The 22342-nt window shown below is 71.1% G+C and carries 25 protein-coding genes; 8 read left to right on the top strand and 17 right to left on the bottom strand.

Annotation, left to right across the window (positions count from 1 at the left end; translation table 11 throughout):
* Positions 1–11 precede the first annotated feature (11 nt).
* From JOD31_RS16165 to JOD31_RS16145, 5 genes are all read right to left on the bottom strand, one after another.
* Complete coding sequence (locus JOD31_RS16165) at positions 12–404, bottom strand: type II toxin-antitoxin system VapC family toxin (protein ID WP_204951473.1); 393 nt, start codon at positions 402–404, stop codon at positions 12–14.
* Positions 401–658 carry a hypothetical protein gene (locus JOD31_RS16160; protein ID WP_204951472.1) on the bottom strand — a complete coding sequence of 86 codons (258 nt, stop codon included), beginning with the start codon at positions 656–658 and terminating at the stop codon, positions 401–403. The genes JOD31_RS16165 and JOD31_RS16160 overlap by 4 nt, the downstream gene beginning before the upstream one ends.
* An 85-nt stretch (positions 659–743) precedes the next feature.
* On the bottom strand, positions 744–1049 hold the full coding sequence (locus tag JOD31_RS16155) for an urease subunit beta (protein ID WP_204951471.1): 306 nt from the start codon (positions 1047–1049) through the stop codon (positions 744–746).
* A gap of 10 nt (positions 1050–1059) precedes the next feature.
* Entirely contained in the window at positions 1060–1362 is a 303-nt protein-coding gene (locus tag JOD31_RS16150; protein ID WP_020185735.1) for an urease subunit gamma, read from the bottom strand.
* A 10-nt stretch (positions 1363–1372) separates the two neighbouring features.
* Positions 1373–2206, bottom strand: a complete 834-nt coding sequence (locus JOD31_RS16145) for an urease accessory protein UreD (protein WP_204951470.1) — start codon at positions 2204–2206, stop codon at positions 1373–1375.
* Positions 2207–2356: 150 nt separating this feature from the next.
* On the opposite strand from JOD31_RS16145, the gene JOD31_RS16140 reads away from it, so the two are divergent.
* Positions 2357–2551, top strand: a complete 195-nt coding sequence (locus JOD31_RS16140) for a transferase (RefSeq protein WP_204951469.1) — start codon at positions 2357–2359, stop codon at positions 2549–2551.
* Between the two features lie 9 nt (positions 2552–2560).
* Here the strand turns inward: JOD31_RS16140 and JOD31_RS16135 are convergent, their stop codons facing one another.
* Both JOD31_RS16135 and JOD31_RS16130 read right to left on the bottom strand, forming a co-directional pair.
* The gene (locus JOD31_RS16135; protein ID WP_204951468.1) at positions 2561–3388 is read right to left on the bottom strand and encodes a CDP-alcohol phosphatidyltransferase family protein; all 828 of its coding nucleotides are present in this window, start codon (positions 3386–3388) and stop codon (positions 2561–2563) included.
* Between the two features lie 31 nt (positions 3389–3419).
* Positions 3420–4124, bottom strand: coding sequence for a phosphatidylserine decarboxylase (locus JOD31_RS16130; RefSeq protein ID WP_204951467.1), 705 nt, complete (start codon positions 4122–4124; stop codon positions 3420–3422).
* A gap of 170 nt (positions 4125–4294) precedes the next feature.
* Here JOD31_RS16130 and JOD31_RS19775 point away from each other — a divergent pair, with 170 nt between their 5' ends.
* The 3 genes from JOD31_RS19775 (at position 4295) to mdoH (ending at position 8769) form a co-directional block, all read left to right on the top strand.
* Positions 4295–4903 (top strand): SPOR domain-containing protein, encoded by a 609-nt coding sequence (locus tag JOD31_RS19775; protein ID WP_204951466.1) that lies wholly within the window; start codon positions 4295–4297, stop codon positions 4901–4903.
* A gap of 141 nt (positions 4904–5044) precedes the next feature.
* Entirely contained in the window at positions 5045–6592 is a 1548-nt protein-coding gene (locus JOD31_RS16120; protein WP_204951465.1) for an OpgD/OpgG family glucan biosynthesis protein, read from the top strand.
* Positions 6580–8769, top strand: a complete 2190-nt coding sequence (gene mdoH / locus JOD31_RS16115) for a glucans biosynthesis glucosyltransferase MdoH (RefSeq protein ID WP_204951464.1) — start codon at positions 6580–6582, stop codon at positions 8767–8769. Before JOD31_RS16120 ends, mdoH begins: the two co-directional genes overlap by 13 nt.
* 22 nt (positions 8770–8791) lie before the next feature.
* On the opposite strand, the gene JOD31_RS16110 is transcribed toward mdoH, so the two are convergent.
* On the bottom strand, positions 8792–9709 hold the full coding sequence (locus JOD31_RS16110; protein WP_204951463.1) for an NAD(P)-dependent oxidoreductase: 918 nt from the start codon (positions 9707–9709) through the stop codon (positions 8792–8794).
* Positions 9710–9880: 171 nt separating this feature from the next.
* Here JOD31_RS16110 and JOD31_RS16105 point away from each other — a divergent pair, with 171 nt between their 5' ends.
* Positions 9881–12121: a glycoside hydrolase family 3 N-terminal domain-containing protein gene (locus tag JOD31_RS16105; RefSeq protein ID WP_204951462.1), complete on the top strand. Its 2241-nt coding sequence runs from the start codon at positions 9881–9883 to the stop codon at positions 12119–12121.
* Between the two features lie 32 nt (positions 12122–12153).
* On the opposite strand, the gene JOD31_RS16100 is transcribed toward JOD31_RS16105, so the two are convergent.
* Positions 12154–12486, bottom strand: a complete 333-nt coding sequence (locus JOD31_RS16100) for an usg protein (protein ID WP_246482552.1) — start codon at positions 12484–12486, stop codon at positions 12154–12156.
* Between the two features lie 317 nt (positions 12487–12803).
* Here JOD31_RS16100 and JOD31_RS16095 point away from each other — a divergent pair, with 317 nt between their 5' ends.
* Together JOD31_RS16095 and JOD31_RS16090 are read left to right on the top strand one after the other, a co-directional pair.
* Positions 12804–13316: a hypothetical protein gene (locus tag JOD31_RS16095; RefSeq protein ID WP_204951461.1), complete on the top strand. Its 513-nt coding sequence runs from the start codon at positions 12804–12806 to the stop codon at positions 13314–13316.
* Positions 13317–13350: 34 nt separating this feature from the next.
* Positions 13351–13821: a DUF488 domain-containing protein gene (locus JOD31_RS16090; RefSeq protein ID WP_204951460.1), complete on the top strand. Its 471-nt coding sequence runs from the start codon at positions 13351–13353 to the stop codon at positions 13819–13821.
* Positions 13822–13972: 151 nt separating this feature from the next.
* Here JOD31_RS16090 and JOD31_RS16085 read toward each other — a convergent pair whose 3' ends face one another.
* The 4 genes from JOD31_RS16085 to JOD31_RS16070 all read right to left on the bottom strand — a co-directional run bounded on the left by JOD31_RS16085 (position 13973) and on the right by JOD31_RS16070 (position 17780).
* Complete coding sequence (locus JOD31_RS16085; protein ID WP_204951459.1) at positions 13973–15523, bottom strand: cryptochrome/photolyase family protein; 1551 nt, start codon at positions 15521–15523, stop codon at positions 13973–13975.
* Between the two features lie 303 nt (positions 15524–15826).
* On the bottom strand, positions 15827–16333 hold the full coding sequence (locus JOD31_RS16080; protein ID WP_204951458.1) for a DUF2059 domain-containing protein: 507 nt from the start codon (positions 16331–16333) through the stop codon (positions 15827–15829).
* Positions 16330–17064: a ribose-5-phosphate isomerase RpiA gene (rpiA, locus tag JOD31_RS16075; RefSeq protein ID WP_204951457.1), complete on the bottom strand. Its 735-nt coding sequence runs from the start codon at positions 17062–17064 to the stop codon at positions 16330–16332. Before rpiA ends, JOD31_RS16080 begins: the two co-directional genes overlap by 4 nt.
* A 335-nt stretch (positions 17065–17399) precedes the next feature.
* Positions 17400–17780, bottom strand: a complete 381-nt coding sequence (locus JOD31_RS16070) for a hypothetical protein (RefSeq protein WP_204951456.1) — start codon at positions 17778–17780, stop codon at positions 17400–17402.
* Positions 17781–17911: 131 nt separating this feature from the next.
* On the opposite strand from JOD31_RS16070, the gene gph reads away from it, so the two are divergent.
* Complete coding sequence (gene gph, locus JOD31_RS16065) at positions 17912–18589, top strand: phosphoglycolate phosphatase (RefSeq protein ID WP_204951455.1); 678 nt, start codon at positions 17912–17914, stop codon at positions 18587–18589.
* A 2-nt stretch (positions 18590–18591) separates the two neighbouring features.
* Here gph and JOD31_RS16060 read toward each other — a convergent pair whose 3' ends face one another.
* The 4 genes from JOD31_RS16060 to JOD31_RS16045 form a co-directional block, all read right to left on the bottom strand.
* On the bottom strand, positions 18592–19536 hold the full coding sequence (locus tag JOD31_RS16060) for a DMT family transporter (protein WP_204951454.1): 945 nt from the start codon (positions 19534–19536) through the stop codon (positions 18592–18594).
* Between the two features lie 352 nt (positions 19537–19888).
* On the bottom strand, positions 19889–20623 hold the full coding sequence (locus tag JOD31_RS16055) for a phosphatase PAP2 family protein (protein ID WP_246482551.1): 735 nt from the start codon (positions 20621–20623) through the stop codon (positions 19889–19891).
* A gap of 202 nt (positions 20624–20825) precedes the next feature.
* Complete coding sequence (locus tag JOD31_RS16050; protein ID WP_204951453.1) at positions 20826–21557, bottom strand: ATP12 family chaperone protein; 732 nt, start codon at positions 21555–21557, stop codon at positions 20826–20828.
* Positions 21554–22240, bottom strand: a complete 687-nt coding sequence (locus tag JOD31_RS16045; protein ID WP_204951452.1) for an HAD-IA family hydrolase — start codon at positions 22238–22240, stop codon at positions 21554–21556. Before JOD31_RS16045 ends, JOD31_RS16050 begins: the two co-directional genes overlap by 4 nt.
* Between the last annotated feature and the right edge of the window lie 102 nt (positions 22241–22342).

Raw genomic sequence — 22342 nt, 5'->3', positions numbered from 1 at the left:
GGATGGGGATCTCAGATTGTGAGCAGGGTGAAGCCGTCGCTCAGGGCGGCTTCGCGATCGAACGTGCAAGTCGTGGAGCAGCCCGCCGAGCGGTTCATCGAGGCGATGAGGTTGTCGGCGACGTCGCCGCCCTCCTCCTTTGTGCGATGGGCCGCGTCGCGCATGAGGTCTTTGTGGCTGCAGGTGATCGCCGGATGCTCGGTGAGCTTCCGCAGGATCATCACAAGACGATCCTCGTCGAACCGACAGGCGCGCTTGAGCGTCCAGAGGGTTTCGAGAACGACGATGACATTGACGAAGACCGGCTCCTCCGCCTTATCGACGAAGCGCGCGGCCGCAGCCGCCTGAACCTCGTCGTCGCCGGTGAAAAGCCGGACGAGGATGTTGGTGTCGACGCCGATCATTCGGCGGCGTGACCGCGCTTCTTCGCCACGCCGTAAGAGCGGATGCGATCGTCGTCCTCGGTGACCGTTTCGACGATCGCGTCGTCCATCTCTCGGATCGAAAGCGGCGGAACACACTTCTCGAAGAGGTTTTGCCAGCCCCACGCCGTCTCGGTGATAGCGTGAAAGTGCACTTGCCCGTCATAGGCGAGAAAGAACTCGACGGGGACACCCGGCTTGATCTCCAGCCGCTCCCTCAAGTCATCGGGAAGCACGACGGAGCCGTCAGACCGAACCTCAGCTCTGTATGTGGGCATCTGCGGCGCTCGCTGTCTGATTACGCCAAGACCTTCGACACTATCACAACGGCCCCATGACGTCCGCCCGGAAGCCGAACACCTTGCGGTCGCCGCCATAGGGCACGAGCGTGACCGTGCGGGTCTGGCCCGGCTCGAAGCGCACGGCGGTGCCGGCGGCGATGTCGAGGCGCATGCCGTGGGCCTTGGCGCGGTCGAAGGCGAGCCCCGCGTTGGTCTCCGCGAAGTGGTAGTGGCTGCCGACCTGGATCGGCCGGTCGCCCGTGTTCGCGACGTCGAGCGTCACGGTCGCGGCGCCGGCGTTGAGCTCGATGTCGCCGGCGGCGGGAAAGATCTCTCCGGGGATCATGGCGTCCTCCTCAGCGGATCGGCTCGTGCACGGTGACGAGCTTGGTCCCGTCCGGGAACGTCGCCTCCACCTGCACGTCGTGGATCATCTCGGGCACGCCCTCCATCACCTGCTCGCGCGTCAGCACCTTGGCGCCGGCGGCCATCAGCTCGGCGACGGTGCGGCCGTCGCGGGCGCCCTCCACCACGAAGTCCGCGATCAGAGCGATCGCCTCGGGGTGGTTCAGCTTGACGCCGCGCTCCAGCCGACGGCGGGCGACCACCGCCGCCATGCTGATGAGGAGCTTGTCCTTCTCGCGGGGGGTGAGGTTCATCGGGGCTCCTTCAGAACGCGAAGACGCGGGGCAGCAGCCGCCCCGTCAGATGTTCGAGGCACAGGGCGAGGTCGCGCCGGAGCGCCGGCGCCTCGCGCGCGACGAAGCGGGCGACGAGGCAGCCGTCGAAGGCGCTGACGCCCGCCTCCGACCGCGCGCTCTCCAGCAACGCACGGACGCCGTCGAGCCGGGCTTCGGCGTCGGGTGCGATCATGACGAGGGTCGCGACCGCCGTGGCGCCGCCGCCGATCGCGGGGCGCGCCAGCGTGTCGGCCACCGCGCCGTCGAGGGCGAGCGTGTCGGCGAAGACGAGCTTGCCGCCGCGGCGGAGCCGCCAGCGGTCGATGAGACGGCCGCGGGCGACGGTCTCGTTCCGCGCGGTGCGGCCGAAGACGATGCTCTCGCAGGCGATCAGCGTGGCGTCCGGGGCGACGTCCGCCTCGAGCCGCCGCTCCAGCGACACGCCGTCGAACAGGATGGTCTCCTGCGGCAGCCAGCAGGCGCGCGCGCCCCGCTCCACCTGAAGCCGCGTCTCGACCTCGGCCGGAACATCGAGGGCGCGATAGACCTTTTCGGCGGCCTGGGTGGTCGCGATCGCCTCGCAGTCCGCGCCCCAGCGCACCTCGACCGACAGCCTGTCGCCGCCGGCGATCCCGCCGCCGATGTTCGCAAGCACGGCGGTCGGGGGCGCTCCCGGCTCCGGACGCGGAAACAGCACCCGCAGCGCCCCGGACTGCGCGAGGTCGGCGAGGCGCGTGGCGTCGAACCGTCGCGCGAAGGCGACCGTCGCCGCGCCCTTGGCGCGCTGCCGTCGTCCGTCCTGCCGCTGAAGGGCTGTGGTCACGTCTTGTCCGCTCGGCGTCCCGTTCGTCGCCGATGATGCGTTGCGGCGAAGCCGTTTGCCAAGCGCCGACCGGGCGTTAACCGCGGTTAACGGGCCGTTAACCGTTCGAGACGTATCGTCGTACCATCGCGTGCCGATGAGGATTCGACCATGCCGTCCGCTTATGCGTCCGGCTCCGTCTCCGGAGCCGCCCATCCCGCCGTCGTCGCGGCGATGAACCTCGACGATATGCGCGCCTTCCTGCAGCGAAGCCGACCGGCGACCACCGCGGAAGCGCTCCGGCTGCTGCGCGGGGCGTTTCCCGCAGCTCCGCTTCGCCTGCGCGTCGCCGCCTGCGAGGGCTGAGAGCCTGCCTTAGCCGGGACCGGCGTCGGACGTCTCGGCCGGCGCCACGGCCCGGTCCGCCCGTATCAGCCTGCGCTGGTGCAGGAAGGCGAAGGGCAGCGTCGCGAGATAGGCGAGCGTGATGCCGGCGAGCACGAACCACGGGTAGCTCACCAGCAGCGTCACCGCGAGCGCCGCCGCGATCAGCACCGGGGCGACCCAGGTGCGGTCGATCCGGGAGCCGAGCTTCTTGCCGGACCAGGTGGGCAGCGGGCTCACCATCAGGAACGCCACCGCGAGGATGTAGACCTCGACCGCCGGCAGCGCGACCGGCACGCGCGGGAACCCCAGAAACTCGAGATAGATCGGCAGCAGCGCGGCGATCGCGCCGGCCGGCGCCGGCACGCCCACGAAGAACTGCCCGGCCCAGGCCGGCTTGTTCGGGTCGTCCAGCGCGACGTTGAAGCGCGCGAGCCGCAGCGCGCAGGCGATGGCGAGGATCAGGCAGGCGATCCAGCCCACATGGCCGAGCCCGTTCAGACCCCAGACATAGAGAATGAGCGCAGGCGCGACGCCGAAATTGACGAAGTCGATCAGGCTGTCGAGCTCCGCGCCGAAGCGCGACGCGCCCTTCAGCAGGCGCGCGAGCCGGCCGTCGACCCCGTCGAGCGCGGCGGCGAGCACCACGAGGTAGACCGCGAGCTCCAGCCGGCCCTCGATCGCCATCCGTACGCCAGTCATGCCGGCGCAGAGCGCGAGCAGCGTCACGAGATTGGGGATCAGCAAGCGAATCGGCACGCGCCGGAGCCGCGTGAAGGGCGAGCGGCGGACGGGATTGGGAGCGTCCGGATCGATCATCGCGCGTCTCTCGGGTTGGCGGGCGTGCGGCTCAACTCTTGCGGAAGGTCCGCGCGGGCGCGGCGCCCGTCAGGTCGGCGATCACGGTCTCGCCGGCCACCGTGCGCTGGCCCACGCCGACCAGCGGCTCGACGCCCTCCGGCAGGTAGTGGTCGACGCGGCTGCCGAAACGGATGAGGCCGAAGCGCTCGCCGGCGCCGATGGTCTCGCCTTCGCGCACGAAGCACACGATGCGGCGCGCGACGAGGCCCGCGATCTGCACGACGCCCAGGGGCCCGTGCGCGCTCTGGATGACGAGGCCGTTGCGCTCGTTGTCCTCGCTCGCCTTGTCGAGGTCGGCGTTGAAGAACTTGCCCGCGGTGTAGGCGACGCGCGTCACGGTCCCGGCGACGGGCGCGCGGTTCACGTGCACGTCGAAGACGTTCATGAACACGGCGACGCGGGGCAGCGGCAGCGCGCCGAGGCCGAGCTCCGGCGGCGGCACGGCGCGCTTGACGTCGCAGACCACGCCGTCGGCCCCGCTCACCACCAGCCCGTCGCGCATCGGCGTGACGCGGTTGGGGTCGCGGAAGAACAGCGCGCACCAGATGGTCGCGCCGACGCCGATCCACCCCAGCGGCTGCCAGATGAATAACAGCACGAGGGCGATGGCCGCGAAGATCGCGATGAACGGCCGGCCTTCCCGATGGATCGGGGGCACGGCCTTGCGGATGGATGCTGAGATGTCGTCGATCATGATCGCGAGGTCTTTAAGCCATCCGGCCGGCCGAACCAAGTGACGCAGGCGTCATCGCCCGCGGCGCGACGGCCACACCTCCGCCGCGCGATCGCCGCGGCGCCGCGAAAGAGGGCGGGACGCCTGGCGACTCAGCTATCCTGCGCCCGCCGCCCGGGGGGAGCCGCTTCGTGCATTACGATCAGGACTACGACGCTCGACGACTGGACAGGCCGACGCCCGCGGTCGTCTGGGGCCTGCTGATGATCGCAGCCCTCGGCGGAGCGGGCGCGGTGATGATCGTCGCCCCGTCGGGATCGAGCCCGACGCGCCTGATCGCCGCGGGCAATCCCGAGTCGGTCGGCCGGCTCGACCGCGAGGTGAAGCGTCTGACGGACGAGCGGGCCGCCCTCGCCGAACGGCTGGCGCGGCTCGAGCGCGGCGTGGGCGAAATGAAGCTCGCCGCGGCGCGGGCCGCTCTCATGCCGGAGACCACGGGCTCCGTCGCCCGCCCCACCCCTGCCGCCGGCCACCCACCGGCCTTCGCCATCGGCCTCGGGCCCGAGACCTCGCTGGAGGCCGTCCGCCGCCGCTGGAGCGCGCTGTCCGGCCGCTACCCGGAGCTCGCGCGTCTCACGCCGCGGGCGGTGCGCAGCGGCCCCGGCCGCAACGTGGTGGACCTCGTCGCCGGCCCCTTCCCCACGGCGGCGGAGGCCGTCCGCGCCTGCGGCGACCTTGCGGCCGAGGGCGTGCCTTGCGATACGACGCCCTATGACGGCGAACCACTCGATCGCTCCTGACGACCGCCGCCAATGTGGCGGCGCCGCAAAATTCCATCGCCGCCACATTGGACATTGTTCCAAAGTGCAGCATTCTTTAGCCCTCGATCTCGGGTTCGTCGGCTTCTCGGCGGCCGATCAGGCTCGTCAAACGCATCGTCCATGAACCGACGTAGTTTCGTCACCGGCGCCCTCGCCGCCCATCTTCTCGCCACGACTGCGCTTGCGCAGCAGCCGGGGCAGACTCCCCCTCCGCCCCCGCCGCCGAATCTCGACGCCGACGGCGCGGCGTTCAGCCGGGACGCGCTGGACGAACAGGCGCGTCTGCTCGCGACCAAGGCGTTCGAAGCGCCGCGCAACCTGCTGCCGGACGGCTTCGCCGACCTGCCGCAGGACGTGTTCCGTTCGATCCGGATGCGCCCCGACCGTTCGCTCTGGCAGGGCGAGAACCGCGGCTTCGGCATCGACCTGCTGCCGGGCGGGTTCATCTACCGCTCGCCGGTCGGGGTCGGCCTCGTCGAGGACGGGAAGGTCCGCATGCTGCCGAACGAACCGGGCTGGTTCGACTTCGGCCGCGCGCCTCCGCCGCCGGGCGACAAGCCGTTTCCGTTCTCCGGCGTCAGCGCCCGCGCGCCGATCGACCGGCCCGAGGAGCTTCGCGAGTTCGCGCTGTTCCAGGGCGCGACGCTGTTCCGGGCGCTCGCCCGCGGCCAGATCTTCGGCACCTCCGCCCGCGGCCTCGCGATCGACACAGGCGAGCCGGACGGCGAGGAGTTTCCGCTGTTTCGCACGTTCTGGATCGAGCGGCCGGGCCCGGCTTCGAACAGCCTGGTGGTCTACGCTCTGCTCGACAGCCGCCGCGTCACGGGCTCCTACCGCTTCACCTTGCGGCCCGGCGAGATCACCGTGATCGACGTCGAGTTCACGCTGTTCCCGCGCGAGGAGCTGCGGCACATCGGCGTCGCGCCGATGACGTCGATGTTCTTCTTCGGCCCGAACGACCGCGTCGGCGTCGACGACATCCGCGGCCAGGTGCACCGCGCGGACGGCCTGCAGATCTGGAACGGCGCCGGCGAGTGGGTGTGGCGGCCGCTGTCGAACCCGTCCGACCTGCAGATCAGCGTGTTCGCCGACAAGAACCCGCGCGGCTTCGGCCTGCTGCAGCGCCAGCGCGCCTTCGCGGCCTACAACGACCTCGGCCGCCGCTACGACCGCATGCCGAGCGTCTGGGTGGAGCCGATCGGCGACTGGAACGACGGCCAGTTCCAGCTCACCGAGATCCCGTCCGACGCCGACGTCAACGAGAACATCGTGGTCTACTGGCGGCCGAAGGAGGCGCTGAAGCCCGGCTCCCGCGTCTCCATGGCCTACCGGCTGCACTGGTGCTGGACCCCGCCGGACCGGCCGGGCGGCGCCACGACGGTCGCGACCGTGGTCGGCGCGGCCGGCGGCCGGCGGCGCCGTTTCGTCGTCGACTTCGCCGGCGAATCTGTCGCCGACCCCAACCGCGCCGGCGCGATCCGGCCCATGGTCTCGACCTCCGTCGGCGCCATCCGCGACGTCGTCGGTCGCCCCAATCCCGAGATCAAGGGCTACCGCGTCACCTTCGACCTCGATCCCGGCAACGAGGAGCTCTGCGAGCTCCGCATGGTGCTGGAGACCGACGGCAAGCCGATCAGCGAGACCTGGCTCTACCGATGGACAGCATGAGTTCCGACGACGAACGCGGCGCGCCCGACGCGCCCGACGCGGCCGCGAACGAGCCGCCGGCCCTGCCGCCCGAGCGTCCGCTCGACATGCCGACGCAGCCGCTCAAGTCCTGGTCGAAGGCCGACGTGCGGCAGCTGGCGAACCCCGCGGGCTGGCGCACGCCGGTGGTGAGCCGGCTGTTCGTCGCGACCGCCGCGATCGCGGTCACCGGCCTCGGCGTCTACCAGATGTACAAGGTGGTCGAGGTCGGCGGCGTCACGCTGCTCGAGTGGGCGCTGCTGATCCTGTTCGTGGTGAACTTCGCCTGGATCGCCCTCGCCTTCGCGAGCTCGGTTGTCGGGCTGGTCGCCCTGTTCGGCCGCCCCGCGCTCAAGCAGCCGGGCCTGCCCGAGCGCCTGACCGCGCGCACCGCCGTGCTGATGCCGATCTACAACGAACAGCCGAGCCGGGTGTTCGGCGCCGTCGAGGCGGTGTTCGAGGACGTGAAGCGGCTCGGATTCGGCGACCACTTCGACTACTTTCTGCTGTCCGACACCACCGATCCCGACGTCTGGATCGCGGAGGAGCGCGCCTTCCTGCTGCTGCGCGAAGCGCTGGGGTCCGACGCCCGGATTTACTACCGCCACCGCGCCAAGAACCACCGCCGCAAGGCCGGCAACATCGAGGATTTCGTGACCCGCTGGGGCGGCGGGTACGACCACATGCTGATCTTCGACGCGGACAGTCTGATGACCGGCCACGCGGTGATCGCGCTCGCCGCCGCCATGGAGGCCGATCCCGACGCGGGCATCATCCAGACGTTGCCGCTCGTCATCAATCGCAACACGCTGTTCGCGCGACTCCAGCAGTTCGCGAGCCGGGTCTACGGCCCGATCATCGCCTCCGGCATCGCGGTCTGGTACGGGCGCGACGGCAACTACTGGGGCCACAACGCGATCATCCGCATGGAGGCCTTCGCCGGCGGCGCCGGCCTGCCGGACCTGCCGGGCGAGCCGCCCTTCGGCGGGCTGATCATGTCCCACGACTTCGTCGAGGCGGCGCTGATCCGGCGCAAGGGCTGGGCGGTCTACATGCTGCCGCAGCTCGAGGGCTCCTACGAGGAAAGCCCGCCGTCGCTGATCGACGTCGGGCAGCGCGACCGGCGCTGGTGCCAGGGCAACCTGCAGCACTCCGCCCTGCTCGGAACCCGCGGCCTGCACCCGCTGTCGCGCCACCACTTTCTCAACGGCATCTTTTCCTACCTCGCCTCGCCGTTCTGGATGTTCATGCTGCTCTGCGGCATCGCGCTCGCCCTGCAGGCGAACTTCATCCGGCCGGAGTACTTCACCGACGAGTTCTCGCTGTTCCCGGCCTGGCCGCGGTTCGACGCCGAACGCGCCCTCCAGCTGTTCGGCGCGACCATGGCGATCCTGATCGCTCCGAAGCTCTTCGGCCTCGTCATCCACCTGATGGACGGACCCGCCCGGCGCGCCGGCGGCGGCTTCGTCCGCATCGTCGTCTCGTCGCTGATCGAGATCGTGATGTCGTCGCTGTTCGCGCCGATCATGATGCTGGTGCAGTCCGGCTCGGTGTTCCAGATCCTCCTCGGCCGCGCCACGGGCTGGAACCCGCAGCGCCGCGACGACGGCTCGATCCCCTTCGTCGACATCGTCCGCCGCCATCGCTGGCACACGGCGCTCGGCGTCGTGACGCTGGTGACCGGCGCCGCGATCGCGCCCTCGCTCGTCGCCTGGATGTCGCCGACGATCGCCGGCCTGCTGCTCGCGATACCGCTGTCCTGGGCCTCCGGCCACCTCGGCGCCGGCCTCGCGCTCAAGCGGCTCGGGCTGATGCTGATCCCGGAGGAAACCGACGTGCCGCCGATCGCGACCGCCGCGAAGGCGAGCGCCAAGCGCCTCGCCGAGGCCGGCGCCGACGAGGGCGACGGGCTGGTCGCGCTGCACGACGATCCCGACTTCTTCCGCGCCCACGAGCGCATGCTCCCGCCCGCGCCCCGCCGCGCCCGCGGCGTGATCGAGCCGGACCGGGTGATGGCCGCCGCCAAGCTCTCCGAGGCCGATCATCTCTCCGAGGCGCTCGGGTGGCTCTCGCCCAAGGAGCGCAGCGTGGTGATGCAGGACCGCGCCCTGCTGGACCTGCTCGTGCGCCTCCCCGTCGAGGCGCCCGCCAAGCCCTGAGCCGTCGCGCGACGGCGGCGCCTTATCCCGGAAGCCTGTCCGGCCCGGTTCCGACGCGCTTGCCGCTCAAGGCCTCGAGCTGCAGCAGCAGCGCGGAGTGGTCGTAGTTCGAGCCGCCGAGCCCGTCGCGCAGCTCCACGAAGCGGTCGCGGACGTCCTGCAGCAGCGGCAGGGTCACGCCCGCCTCCGCAGCCGCGTCGAGCGCGGTCTCGAGGTCCTTCACCTGCAGCCGCACCGGCCCGCCGGGCACGAAGTTGCGCTCGACCATCCTGAGGCCGTGCTCCTGCAGGATGCGGCTTTCCGCGAAGCCGCCGCGGATCGCCTCGCGCACAGCGCCGGCGTCGGCGCCGCCCGCGGAGGCCAGCAGCAGCGCCTCCGACACCGCGCCGATCGTCACCGCCACGATCACCTGGTTCGCGAGCTTCGACAGCTGGCCCGCGCCGGACGGCCCGACGCGGATGGCGCGGCCCATGGGCGCGAACACCGGCTTGATCGCGTCGAAGGTCTCCGCCGCGCCGCCGACCATGATGGCGAGCGTTCCCTCCGCCGCGCCGCGGGTGCCGCCCGAGACCGGCGCGTCGATATGGCGAAGCCCCATCTCCGCGAGCTTGAGCGCGTGCTCGCGGGCGACCGCCGGCGGGATCGAGCTCATGTCGATCACGACGCCGCCCGGCTTCAGCGCCGCCGCGGCGCCGTCCGGCCCGAACAGCACCTCGCCGACGATCGCGCCGTTCTCCAGCATGGTGACGACGACGTCCGCTTTCGACGCCGCGTCGGCGGCGGTGGCCGCCACCGTCGCGCCGTCGGCCGCCAGGGCTTCGGCCTTGGCGCGCGTGCGGTTCCAGGCGGTCACCGCGAAGCCCGCGCCCAGGAGGCGGCGCGCCATCGGCGCCCCCATGAGTCCGGTCCCGAGGAAGGCGATCGTCGGAACAGATGTCATGGCGTCGATCTTTCGTCGCGAGGATGTCAGGACGCGCGGTTATCGCCTCGTGGCTGGCTGGGGCGCAAGAGCGACCTGCGGCCCGTCGCCGCCCCCCGGTTCGCCATCGCGGCCGGATCGGCGATAGTGCCGGCCGCCCGCCCTTCCCTTTCCCCACCACGGAACGGAACCATGGACGCCCTTGCCCTGCTCCGCCCTCTCGGCGCCGCAGCCCTCGTCGCCTTCGCGCCTCTGGCGGCCTCCGCCCAGACCAAACCCGCCGAGTCCGGCGGGCGGGTCGAGGAGCTGCTCTCGAAGATGACGCTCGAGGAGAAGATCGGGCAGCTCAACATGGTCTCGATCGTGCCCAACGTGGAGCCGGGCTACGACCGGATCGTGAAGGGCATCGCCGCCGGCTCGGTCGGCAGCGTCTACAACGTGCACGGCGCCGACGACACGCGCGCGCTGCAGAAGGAGGCGGTGGAGAACTCCCGCCTCAAGATCCCGCTCTTCCTCGCGCTCGACGTCATCCACGGCTACCGCACCATCTTCCCGACGCCGCTGGCGCAGGCCGCGAGCTGGGACCTCGCCGCCATGGAAAAGGCCGAGCGCGTCGCGGCGCGCGAGGCCGCGGCCTCGGGCATCAACATGATCTTCGCGCCCATGCTCGACGTCAGCCGCGATCCGCGCTGGGGCCGGGGCGTGGAGGGCATCGGCGAGAGCGCCTGGCTCGGCGCCCGCATCGCCGAGGCGCGGGTGCGCGGCCTGCAGGGCTCGAACCTGAAGGACCGCGGCAACGTCGTCTCCTGCGCGAAACATTTCGGCGCCAACGGCGCCGCCTCCGGCGGGCGCGACTACACCGCCTCCGACCTCTCCGACCGCGCGGTGCGCGAGATCTACATGCCGCCGTTCGAGGCCGCCGCGAAGGCCGGCGCGCGCTGCTTCATGGCGGCGCTGAACGCCAACGACGGCGTGCCGAGCGCGGCGAACAGCCACCTGATCGAAGAAGTGCTGCGCCGGGACTGGGGCTTCGACGGGATCGTCACCAGCGACTTCCTGGCCGTCAACGAGATCGCCTACCACGGCGTCGCCGCCGACCAGGCCGACGCGTCGCGGATCGCGATCAACGCCGGCACCGACGTCGACATGGAAAGCCAGGCCTATGTGAAGCGCCTGCCGGACCTGGTGCGCTCCGGCGCGGTCTCCACCGCCCGGCTCGACCAGGCGGTGCGCCGGGTGCTGAGGCTGAAGGACGACCTCGGCCTGTTCGACGACCCCTACCGCGGCGCGACGCCCGAGGGCGAGACGGCCGCGCTGCTGACCAAGGCCAACCGCGACGCCGCGCAGGACATCGCCGAGAAATCGCTGGTCCTGCTCAAGAACGAGGGCGAGGTGCTGCCCTTCGCTAGGGATGTGAAGCGCGTCGGGCTGGTCGGCCCGCTGGCCGAGGGCCAGGCCGACACGCTCGGCCCCTGGGCCGCGCGCGGCGTGCCGACCGAGACCTCGACGCTCGCGAGGGGCCTCGCCGAGCGCCTCGGCTCCTCCGCGGAGCTGACGGTGACCGCCGGCGGCTCGACCTTCGGCTCCAGCGACGACGAGATCGCCGCGGCGGTCGAGACCGCCCGCCGCTCCGACGTCGTGGTGCTCGCCGTCGGCGAGCGCTTCAACCAGTCTGGCGAGGCCGCGAGCCGCGCCGACCTCGGGCTGCCCGGCGATCAGGAGCGGCTCGTCCGCGCCGTGCTCGCCGTCGGCAAGCCGACCGCCGTCGTGGTGTTCGCCGGGCGTCCGCTGGTGCTGACCGACATCGCGGTTCGGGCGAAGGCGCTGCTCTACGCCTGGCAGCCGGGCACCATGGGCGGCCTCGCCATCGCCCGCACGCTGATGGGCGACGTCGCGCCGGTCGGCCGCCTGCCGATGACGTTCCCCCGCGCCGTCGGCCAGATCCCCACCACCCACGACCAGCGGCCGGGCGGCCGTCCGCCCGAGACGCCGGAGAAACCCTACACCTCGAGCTACTCCGACGAGGGCCACGCCCCGCTCTACGCCTTCGGCTACGGTCTGACCTACACCTCGTTCCACTACGGCCCGCCGAAGCTCGACCGCGACACGATCAAGGACGGCGAAACCGCGAAGGTCTCGGTGTCGATCCGCAACGTCGGCGAGCGGCCGGGCGTCGCCATGGCGCAGCTCTACCTCCGGCCGGAGGTCGCCGCCGTCTCGCAGCCCGCGAAGGTCCTGCGCGGCTTCGGCCGGGTGGAGCTCGCGCCGGGTGAGACCAAGACCGTGACGCTGCCGGTCTCAGTCGCCGATTTCTCCTACTGGCGCACGGCCTCGGACTTCGTCGCGACGCCCGGGCCGATCAAGATCATGACCGGCCCCAACGCCGGCGACACCCAGGACGCGACGCTCGCCTACCGGAAGTTACGACGCTAGATGCTTGAGGCCCCGCGGAGCGGGCGCGCCGCTCAGTGCAGCCGGAATTCGGCGCGCACCGGCCGGAGCTCGGCAGGGCCGATCAGCGCCTTGTGGCCGACGCGGACGGAGTGGAGCATCCCCTCCAGCTCCTTCCGCCACCACTCCAGGAAGCCGCGCAGCACGGGGTAGTTCGGCGCGTGGTCGTACTCCTGCCAGACGTAGGACTGGAGCAGCCCGGGGTGATCCGGCAGGCGATAAAGGATCTCGGCCGTCGTCAGGCCGTAGCCTTCGAGCTGCCGCGCGAAGTCGCTCTTCGCCGTCGTCGGGTTGGCTGCCTCGGCGCCCGGCGCAATCCCGGACGTTCTGTCGTCGTATCCGCTCATGTCGAACTCCATCGCCGAACGGCGCGGTTTGCCGACGCGCCGTCTCCCACGGAAGAGATTTTGCAAGACGTTACATCTCCATGACAATATCCAAAGGTTAACAATTCGCTAAATTGAAAATATTAGCAGCAAGTCGCGGTGAGTGCTAAGCGCGAATGCTTACGCCGAGGCGACGAGGACATGCGCGAGATCCGGGACGAGGCGCGGCTCGTATCACGCGGAGCCGCGCCGGAGCGCCGACGCAAGCGCGCCAGCATCCGACCCCAGCCCCGAAGCGCTCGCGCCGAGAAGGGCTCACGAAGGGAGACGTCGCCTCCATGCGCACCGCCTGTCTCGCTGTCGCAGCGCTGCTGTGCTTCGCCGCCGCTCCCGCCCGAAGCGCGTGTTTCGACGCCTGTTTCGGGTCGAAGATCACCGCCGAGACCGACGACATCGCCGTCAAGGACGCCGCGACCGCCTGCCGGCTGAGCTGCGACGCCGAATCCCAGACCGCGTTGGACCGGCAGGGCCTGGGCGAGCAGGTGAAGACCTGCCGCGCCCACCCGATCAGCCTGGCGGAGTTCCGCAAGGTGCGCGGCGCGAGCCCCTCCTACCGGGTCCAGTCCAACGTCTTCCTGTGGGACGTGAAGAACCCGTTCCCCGACAAGGTGCTGACCAAGATCGAGGTCTCGACCCAGACCATGGAGCTGAACGACCTCGCCTTCGTCGGAACCGGCCTTGTGCCGCCCTCCTCCACCGCCACCTTCGTGATCCCCGCTTTCTACGAGGGCTACCCCGCCGTGCGGTTTTCGGCGAAGGTCAGCGCGATCTGGGCCTGCGATCTGAAGTGATCCGCCCCCCAATGACCGGGCGACGGACGTTGCGATGACCGAGCTTTTCACCGTCGGATACGAAAGCGCGACGCCCGCGTCGCTCGCGGACGCCCTCGTCGAGGCCGGCGTCCAGACGCTGGTCGACGTCCGCGCGGTCGCGAACTCCCGTCGCCCCGGCTTCTCCAAGCGCGCGCTCGCGGCCGAGGTCGAGGAGCGCGGTCTGAGCTATCTGCACCTGCGCGCGCTCGGCACCCCGGCGGACGGCCGCGCCGCCGCCCGCTCCGGCCGCCACGCCGAGATGCGCCGAATCTTCGAGGCTCATCTCGTCACCGAACCCGCTCAGGAGGAGCTCGCCGCCCTCACCGCGCTCGCCGCGACCGGCCGAAAACTCTGCCTGCTCTGCTTCGAGCGCGAGCCCGAGCATTGCCATCGCCTGATGATCGCCGAGCGGGTGGAGCAGCGCCTGCCCGAGGTGGAGATCAGCCACATCCACCCGCTGACGGCGGCGTTTCTGGGCAGGTGAGATCGCTCTACCGCTCGACAGTCCACCCTAGGCGTCGTCCTCCGGCTTGACCGGAGGACCCATTTTTGGCGTCGAGCTCTGCGTCCGACATGGATGGTCCGGTCAAGCCGGACCATGACGGCGCGGTGTGTGTGTGTGTGTGTGTCGCCCCTCACCCCTCGTACGTCGCCGGCAGCCCGTCGAGGAAGCGCGCGGCGTCGGCGCGGATCTCGTCCAAGCGTTCGGCCGTCATCCGCGAGAGGTTGCGGTAGGGCATCGCGAGCCGGTGGTTGCGCCCGAGCGCCTCTTCGTTCCGGATGAGAAAATCCCAGTACAGGTAATTGAACGGGCAGGCGTTTTCACCGGCCTTCGCCTTCACGTCGTAGCGGCACGTTTTGCAGTAGTCCGACATCCGGTCGATGTAGGCGCCGGAGGCCGCGTAGGGTTTCGACGCAAGCATTCCGCCGTCGGCGAACAGCGCCATGCCCTGCACGTTCGGCAGCTCCACCCACTCGTAGGCGTCGGCGTAGACCAGCAGGAACCAGTCCTGCACCTCGCGCGGGCGGACGCCGGCGAGCAGCGCGAAGTTGCCGAGCACCATCAGGCGCTGGATGTGGTGGGCGTAGGCGTGGTCGCGGGTGTCGCCGACGCAGTGCGCGAGGCAGTTCAGGTCGGTCTCGGCGGTCCAGTAGAGGTCGGGGAGCTTCCGATCGGCGCCCAGCGCGTTGGTCTCGCGGTACTCCGGCATCTTCAGCCAGTAGACGCCGCGGACATACTCCCGCCAGCCGAGGATCTGCCTGACAAAGCCCTCGACCGCGTTCAGCGGCGCGGCGCCCGTCTCATAGGCCGCGACGGCCGCGTCGCAGACTTCGCGCGCCGTCAGCAGGCCGGCGTTGAGGTAGGGCGAGACGACGCCGTGGAACAGGAAAGGCTCGCCCGCCTTCATGGCGTCCTGATAGTCGCCGAAGCGGGGCAGCGCGCCGGCGACGAAGGCGTCGAGCGCCTCCAGCGCCTGCGCGCGCGTCCAGCCCCAGCCGTAGTGGTCGAGCGTCCCGAAGTTGCGGGAAAAACGCGCCTCCACCAGCGCCATGACCGCGCGGACCGCGGCGTCGGGCTCGAAGCGCACGCGGGCGGGCGGCGTCACGCCCTTCGGCAGGCTCTTGCGGTTGTCGGGGTCGTAGTTCCACTGGCCGCCTTCGGGCGCCTCGCCGTCCATCAGCAGGCCGCTCTCCTTCCGCATCTCGCGGTAGAAGAACTCCATCCTGAGGCCCTTGCGGCCGTGCGCCCAGGCCTCGAACCGGGCGCGCGAGCACAGGAAGCGGTCGTCCTCGCGGATGACGACGTCGACGTCGAGCTCCTCGCGCCAATCCTGCATCATCTCGAGCACGCGCCATTCGCCGGGCTCCGTCAGCGTGAGCCGATCGCAGCCATGGCGCTGGAGCGCGCGCCTCACCTCGCCGCCGAGCGAGCCGGCGTTGTCGGCGTCGTCGAGCGCGACGTGGTCCACCGTCACGCCTTCGCCGCGCAGTTCCTCCGCGAAGGCGCGCATCGCGGCGAACAGGAAGACGAGCTTCTGCTTGTGATGGCCGACGTAGCTCGCCTCCTCCATCACCTCCGCGAGCAGCACGACGTCGTGCGCGACGTCGAGGTCCTTTAGCGAGGCGATCCCGCGGGTGAGCTGGTCGGCGAGGAGCAGGCGGAGGGTTTTGGCCACGGGCGACATACGAGCCAATCGAGACCGCGGTTCGCTCCGGCGCGCGCGGTGTCCGGGCCTTGGTTCCAGCCGGTGGACGCGACACGCGTTCCACGCTTCGCGGTCGCTCCGGGCTCGTCCCGGAGCCCATAAGCCCGCCGGTGGGGGTTGTCCTGAACCGCCGGGCCTATGATTCCGGGACTTCGCCCGGAATGACGGCGTGGTTCAATGCGTCGGCGAACCAACTCTCAAACGGAAAACGGCGGCCTCGCGTCTCCGCGGACCGCCGCTTTCAAATTCCGGACGCGCCGGGCGGGCGCGCCGCGGCCCCGTTCAGATGTCGTGGCCGCGCTTCTTCATTTCCTGCCGCATGCGGCTCACCACGTCCTGGCTCATCTGACGGCTCCAGGCGTTGGTCTTCTCGTAGCTCGCCTGCAGCACGGCCGGCAGGATCTGCACCAGCTTCTTGCCGGACGGGGTCATGTAGAACGTCTTGATGTCGGTCAGCTCCTGGTCCGAGAACCGCTCGGCGTAGACCGTCGCGACGTCGTTGAGCAGCTGCTCGCGGCGCGCCTCGAACTCGGGCTGCAGCGTCTTGATGACCTCGTCGAAGTCCTTGGACAGCTCGGGCCGCGTGCGCACGAAGGTGCGCTTCGCCTCGTCGAGGAAGATCGGAATGATCCCGTCGAAGGTCTCGGCCGCGCCGGAGACGTCGATCACCTCCCGCGCCGTCTTGAGTTTCGCCTCCTGCGTCTCGTCGGCCCAGGCCGGCGCGGCGGAGACGGCGAGGGCGAGCCCGGCCGCGGCGCCGATCCGGCGCAGGGCGATGCGAAACGTCATGCGAATCTCCTTGAGGCTTCCGGGATCGAGCGGCCTTTCGGCTCGATCGTGACGACGCCGTTCGCGCTCGCGACGAGCGCGAGGTCGGCGAGGCCGATGAACAGTCCGTGCTCCACCACGCCCGGGATCGCGGCGAGCGCCGCCGCAAGCTCTTCCGGGCGGTCGATGCGGCCGAACTTGCCGTCGACGATGTAGTGGCCGCCGTCGGTCACGATCGGACAGGCGTCTTCCGCCCGGCGCATGTCGATCTCGCCGGAGAGGCCGAGATCGCGCGCGACGCGCTCGACGGCGCGGCGGGTGGTCTCCTTGCCGAACGGCACGACCTCGATCGGCAGCGGGAAGCGGCCCAGCGTCTCGACGAGCTTGGAGTCGTCGGCGATCACGATCATCCGCTTCGAGGCGAAGGCCACGATCTTCTCGCGCAGCAGCGCCGCGCCGCCGCCCTTGATCAGCCGCAGCTGCGGGTCGATCTCGTCCGCGCCGTCCACCGTCAGGTCGAGCTCGGGCTCCTCCTTCAGGGTCGTCAGCGGCACGCCGTAGCGTTCGGCCAGCTCGCGGGTGGACTCGGAGGTCGGCACGCCGACCACGTCGAGGCCCTGGCTCACCTTCTCGCCCAGCAGCTCCACGAACAGCGCGGCGGTGGAGCCGGTGCCGAGGCCGAGCTTCATGCCCGGCCGCACATGCGCAAGCGCGGCCTCCGCCGCGGCGCGTTTGAAATCGTCGATGCTCAAGGGGTCCCTGTCCTTTTCAGCCGGCGAGGCCGGCGACGAGCGTAGTGGCGTCTTCGCGGACGCCGCGCCGCGGACCTCCGCAGCGCCGGCCCGCGTGCTCTGCGCCGAGGCGCGGCCGCGTGGCCAAGATCACTCTAGAGGTGATGCCGCCTCCAGCGGATTCAATGACGTCGCGCATGCCGTATAGCCGCTCACCGTCTCGCGCATGAAAAGCAGACGGCGACCGTTCGACTGGCCCCGCCGGCGTATTCGTCCGCCCGGGGAGACATCTTCGCCCCCGGCTCGTCCGCGGCATACCACACCACCACGCGGACCGGCCAGAGCCGCGGCGCGCCTCATCGCGCCAAAGGCGTGCAGACCACCTGTTCGCCGAGCACGTAACACGAGCTCATGCGGCCGGAGCGACGGTCGACGCGGAACACGCCGCCCTCGCGGCTGTGGTTGGAGGCGACGAGGTCGTAGACGCCCGGCTGCTGCGCCCCGGCCCCCTCGCCCGCTGGGAAGCAGAGCGTCACGCCGACCGTGCCGTCCTTCACCGCATACTGGCAGGAGCCCATCTCGCCGGTCGCGCGGTCGACGCGGTACATGCGGTTGAGATCGACCTGCGGGGCGGCGAGGAAGGCATGGTCGGGCTGGGGCTCCGGCGTCTGCGCCAGCGCCCCGCCTCCGAGCAGGGCGGTCGCCGCCAGCGCGGCGCTCAAACGGGCGATCGGCATGGGCCACCTCGAGGTCAGCGATTCGACGGGGCCGAGGTTAGCAGGACAGGCGCCCGCGCGCGCCGGCTTGCGCCCTGGGCCGCGCGCCCTGTAGAGGCTGACGCGCCCTCCCCCCGCATCGGGATCCGTTCATGTCCTCAGCGCCGCTCACCGTCGTCTTCGACCTCGACGGCACGCTCGTCGAATCCGCGCCCGACCTCGTCGAGGCGCTGAACGTGGTGATGGCGGCGGAGGGCTGCCCGCCGATCCCGATGGCGGAGGTGCGCGGCATGATGGGGGCCGGCGCCCGCGCGCTGGTCGAGCGCGGCCTGGCCGCCGCCGAGCGCACGCCGGCGAAGGAGCGCGTCGGCGAGCTCTACGCGCTGTTCCTCGAGCACTACGAGGCGCACATCGCGGACAGGAGCCACGTCTTCCCCGGCGTCGACGCCGCGCTCGACCGGCTCGACGCCTCGGGCGCGAAGCTTGCGGTCTGCACCAACAAGCTCGAGCGCTTCGCCGTGAAGCTGATGGGCGAGCTCGGTATCGCGAGCCGCTTCGGCGCGATCGTCGGCGGCGACACCTACGGCGTCGCCAAGCCCGACGCCGCGCCGCTGCTCGGCGCGATCGCGCAGGTCGGCGGCGACCCGGCGCGCGCCGTCATGATCGGCGACAGCGGGACGGACGTCGCAGCCGCGAAGGCCGCGGGCGTGCCCTGCGTGGTGCTGAGCTTCGGCTACACCGCCGTGCCGCCGCGGGAGCTCGGCGGCGACGTGGTGATCGACCATTTCGACGAGCTCGAAGGCGCGCTGGCGCGGCTCGGCCTCGCCTGAGGTCAGGCGCCCGGCGAGGGCGGGCTCGCCTTGCGGACCCGCGCCCGCTTGATGCCGAGCTTGCGCTCGCGCAGCACCACCGCGACGCCGGAGCCGACCACGATCGCGCCGCCGATCACCATCGACGAGGACGGCAGGTCGCCGAACGCCAGAAAGCCGATCGCGAGCGCCCAGAGGATGGTGGTGTACTCGAACGGCGCGATCAGCGACGCGTCGGCGTGACGGTAGCCTTCGGTGAGCAGGATCTGCGCGACGCCGCCGACGAGGCCGGTCCCGACCAGCAGCAGCGCCGTCCGCGCGTCGGGCCACACCCAGCCGAAGGTCAGCGAGATCGTCAGGCCGATCACCGTCGACCAGACCGTGAAGTAGAACACGATCGCGCCGGTGCCCTCGCTCTGGGTCAGCCGGCGGATCTGGATCATCGCCGCCGCGGTCAGCACCGTGGCGCAGATCGCGAAGGCCGCGCCCACCGCGGTCTCGCTCGCCGGCGCGTCGCCGGTCACCACAGAGGCCAGCGCGCCGGACTCCAGCTGCGGCCAGAGCATGATCACGACTCCGGCCAGCCCGATCGCCACCGCCGTCCAGCGATGCGCCCGCACCCGCTCGCGCAGCAGCACGGCGGCGAAGATGATGGTCATCAGCGGCGACGCATAGCCGAGCACGGTCGCGTCCGGCAGCGGCAGGCGGGCGAGGCCCGCGAACATGCAGAACATCGAGCTGACGCCGATCGCGCTGCGCAGCAGGTGCCCGAGCGGCCGGTCGGTCTTGAGCGTCTTGACCACGTCCCCGCGCCACATCAGCCAGGCCATCAGCGGCACCAGCGCGAACAGCGAGCGCGCGAACACCACCTGGCCGGTCGGCACGTCCGTTCCGATGGCGCGGACCAGCGACGCCATCACCGTGAACAGGAAGGCGGAGAGAAGCTTGCAGCTGACGCCAAGGAGCATGGAACCGCGGGGCCTTGCGCGACGCGCACGGTGTGGCGCGTCGCCGCGGGCGGCATACCACGGCGCGTCCCCGCGCCCGGCGATCGAGCGATGACTTTTGCGCAGGGCAGCGTTGCGGCGAGCGGCGAGCTGGCCCGGAGCGCCTCCGCCGGGTCGCGCCGCCGCGGCGTTCAACGACATAAGCGTAGAAACGCCTCGGCCGTGTCCCGGCCTCAAGCCGGGACCCAGACCCCCGGCGGCTAGGCCAGGACGCCCCGGCGGCCGCGTTTTTCCGAAGACCTCAGCGGTTATGGGTCCCGGCTCGAGGCCGGGACACGAGGGCGAGCTCTTCGGCGCTTCCGTCTCTCGGCGTCTAGCCCGACGTCACGTCCTCGTCGCGCTCGGCGCCCTTGGGGCGCAGCCAGCGGGCGACCAGCCAGCAGACCAGCGCCCAGGACGCGCCCAGGCACCAGCCGGCCAGCACGTCGGTCGGATAATGCACTCCGAGATAGACGCGGCTGACCCCGATGATGAGCGTCAGGGCGACCGCGACCCCGAAGATGAAGCCGCGCACGCTGCGGCGTTTCTCCGTGCGGGCGAGCAGCACGCCGAGCGTGAGGTAGGTCGCGGCCGACAGCATGGCGTGGCCGCTGGGGAAGCTTGCGGAGGAGACGTTGACGAGGTGGTCGACGAGCTCGGGACGCGGGCGTGCGAAGCCCATCTTGAGCACGGAGCTGAGCACGGAGCCGCCGGCGACCGAGGCCAGCACCAGCCATGCTGCGCCGGTCCGCGCGGTGATGAAGAGATAGACCACGACCAGCGTGGTGAGCAGCGCCAGCACCGTCCAGCCGCCGAGGCTGGTGACGTCGATCATCGCCGCCTCCAGCCACCACGGCCCGATCGGCCGCGCCGGGTCGTCCGCCTGACGCAGGGCGAGCAGGATCGACTCGTCGAAAGCGCGGGTCTGGCCCTCGGCCATCTCGTCCGCGATCTGGGTGAACGCGAAGGCCATGCCCGACGCCAGCAGGAAGGCGACGAGCGTGCTGAACTCCGGCATGCGCCACGCGGGGGTGTAGCGGCGAAGGGTGGAGAGCGACTTGAGGTCCAAGGCAGATCCCGGCGGCTGAGGAGGACGTCGTGCGAGATAGAGCGGGAGCTTCGGATTCCGAGCGGAGGTTCGGTCGCCTGAAGGCTTCCCGCGAAGGCTTCGCGCAAGAGCGAGACCGGGTCGTCGCCGGAACAGGCTCCTTCCCTCCCCCTTGCGGGGAGGGGAATCAGGGGGAGCGGGTTCGTGCGTTCCGCGACGTACCCTACCGCCCGCCCCGCGCCATCCGGACGGCCGCGTCCATGTCGCGGCGGCGGGCGGCGCGGCGGGCGAGGGCTTCGGCGTCGGAGCCCCAGAGCTCGACGTTCCAGTCCTCGTCCACATGCGCCGCCGCCCAGGCGTCGTCGACCGACAGCCGGCCGCGGTGCACCGCGAGCGCGATCAGGGCGGAGCCCGTGAGCGTGGTGACGACGCTGAGACCCGCCAGCACGAAGACGTCGTCGCGCGGCACGGCGCGGTCCACGGCTTCGAGCGCCTCGGCGCTCTGCTCCACGAACATCACGCCCTCCGCCAGCACGAAGCGGGCGCCGAGCTCGTCGCGGGCGAAGGCCAGCACCGGGTCCCACTGCGCGCTCTGCCTGGCGACGAGCCGATCCGGCGCGTCCGCGCGGTAGCACACCAGGTCGCTGCCGGCGTATTTCACGATTTCCGCGGCGACGGCCTCGCGTTCGCCGGCGACGCCGTCGATGGCGGCGTTGGCGAGCCGGGTGAGCGGCATGGTGGCGGGATCGATCGTCGCGCCTTGCGCCGCCCATTCGGCGGCGACCTCCTCGGCGAGCGCGCGATCCGCGAAGGCGAGAGGCGTGCGGCCGGGGGTGCGCGTGGTCTTGCCGTCGAGCGCGATCGCCCAGAGGCCCTCGCGCTCGACCGCTTCGGCCGCCTTGTAGAACCGCTTCGGCAGAGCCGGGCGGCCGAGGGCGTCGACGCCGGCGCTCATTCCGCGGCCGCCGGCGCGCGAACCTCCAGCGGACCGAAGCCCAGCGCCGTGTCCAGTTCGCCGAAGCTCGAGATCACCCGCTCGGCGCCTGAGGCCAGCAGCCGGTCGGTGGGGTGATAGCCCCAGGCCACGCCGATCGCCCGCGCTCCCGCCGAGCGCGCCATCATCATGTCGAAGGTGGTGTCGCCGATCATGACCATGTCCTCGGCGGGCACGCCCGCCTGGGCCGCGGCCTGCAGCAGCATGGCCGGGTGCGGCTTCGACGGCGCGTCGTCCGCGCACTGCGTCGCCGCAAACAGGTCCCGCACCCCGAAGGTGTCGAGGAAACGATCGACCCCGCGGCGGGAATTGCCCGTGGCGATCCCGAGCAGCACGCCCTCGCGCGCGGCCAGGGACTTCAGGACGTCGAGCGCGCCGTCGTAGAGCGGATCGGCTTCCGGAGCCGCCCTCCGCCGCGCATTGAAGCTTTGCTTGAAGGCGAGGCCGATGGCGTCGATGGGATGGTCCGGCCGGTCGAGGCTGATCGCCTCCACCGCCTCGCGCACCGAGAGCCCGACGACGGCGAGTACCTGCTCGCGCGACGGCGGCTCCAGACCGTTGAGCTGGTAGGCCTCGGCCATGGACGCGACGATGGCGTGCTGGCTGTCGAGCAGCGTGCCGTCCACGTCGAATACGACGAGCATGTGCGAACTCCCGTGATCGACGTGGACTAAGACGCGCGCGCGGGTCGCGCAAGAGCGCCCCTCCCTGCCGCGCCCCCGCGCGCTATCTCGCGTTGACGATTT

Origin of the sequence: Methylopila capsulata (assembly GCF_016907975.1) — a bacterium.
In the GTDB taxonomy this organism is placed as follows: domain Bacteria; phylum Pseudomonadota; class Alphaproteobacteria; order Rhizobiales; family Methylopilaceae; genus Methylopila; species Methylopila capsulata.
The sequence above is the reverse complement of the archived record's forward strand: the minus strand, read 5'-3'. Positions and strand labels throughout refer to the sequence as shown.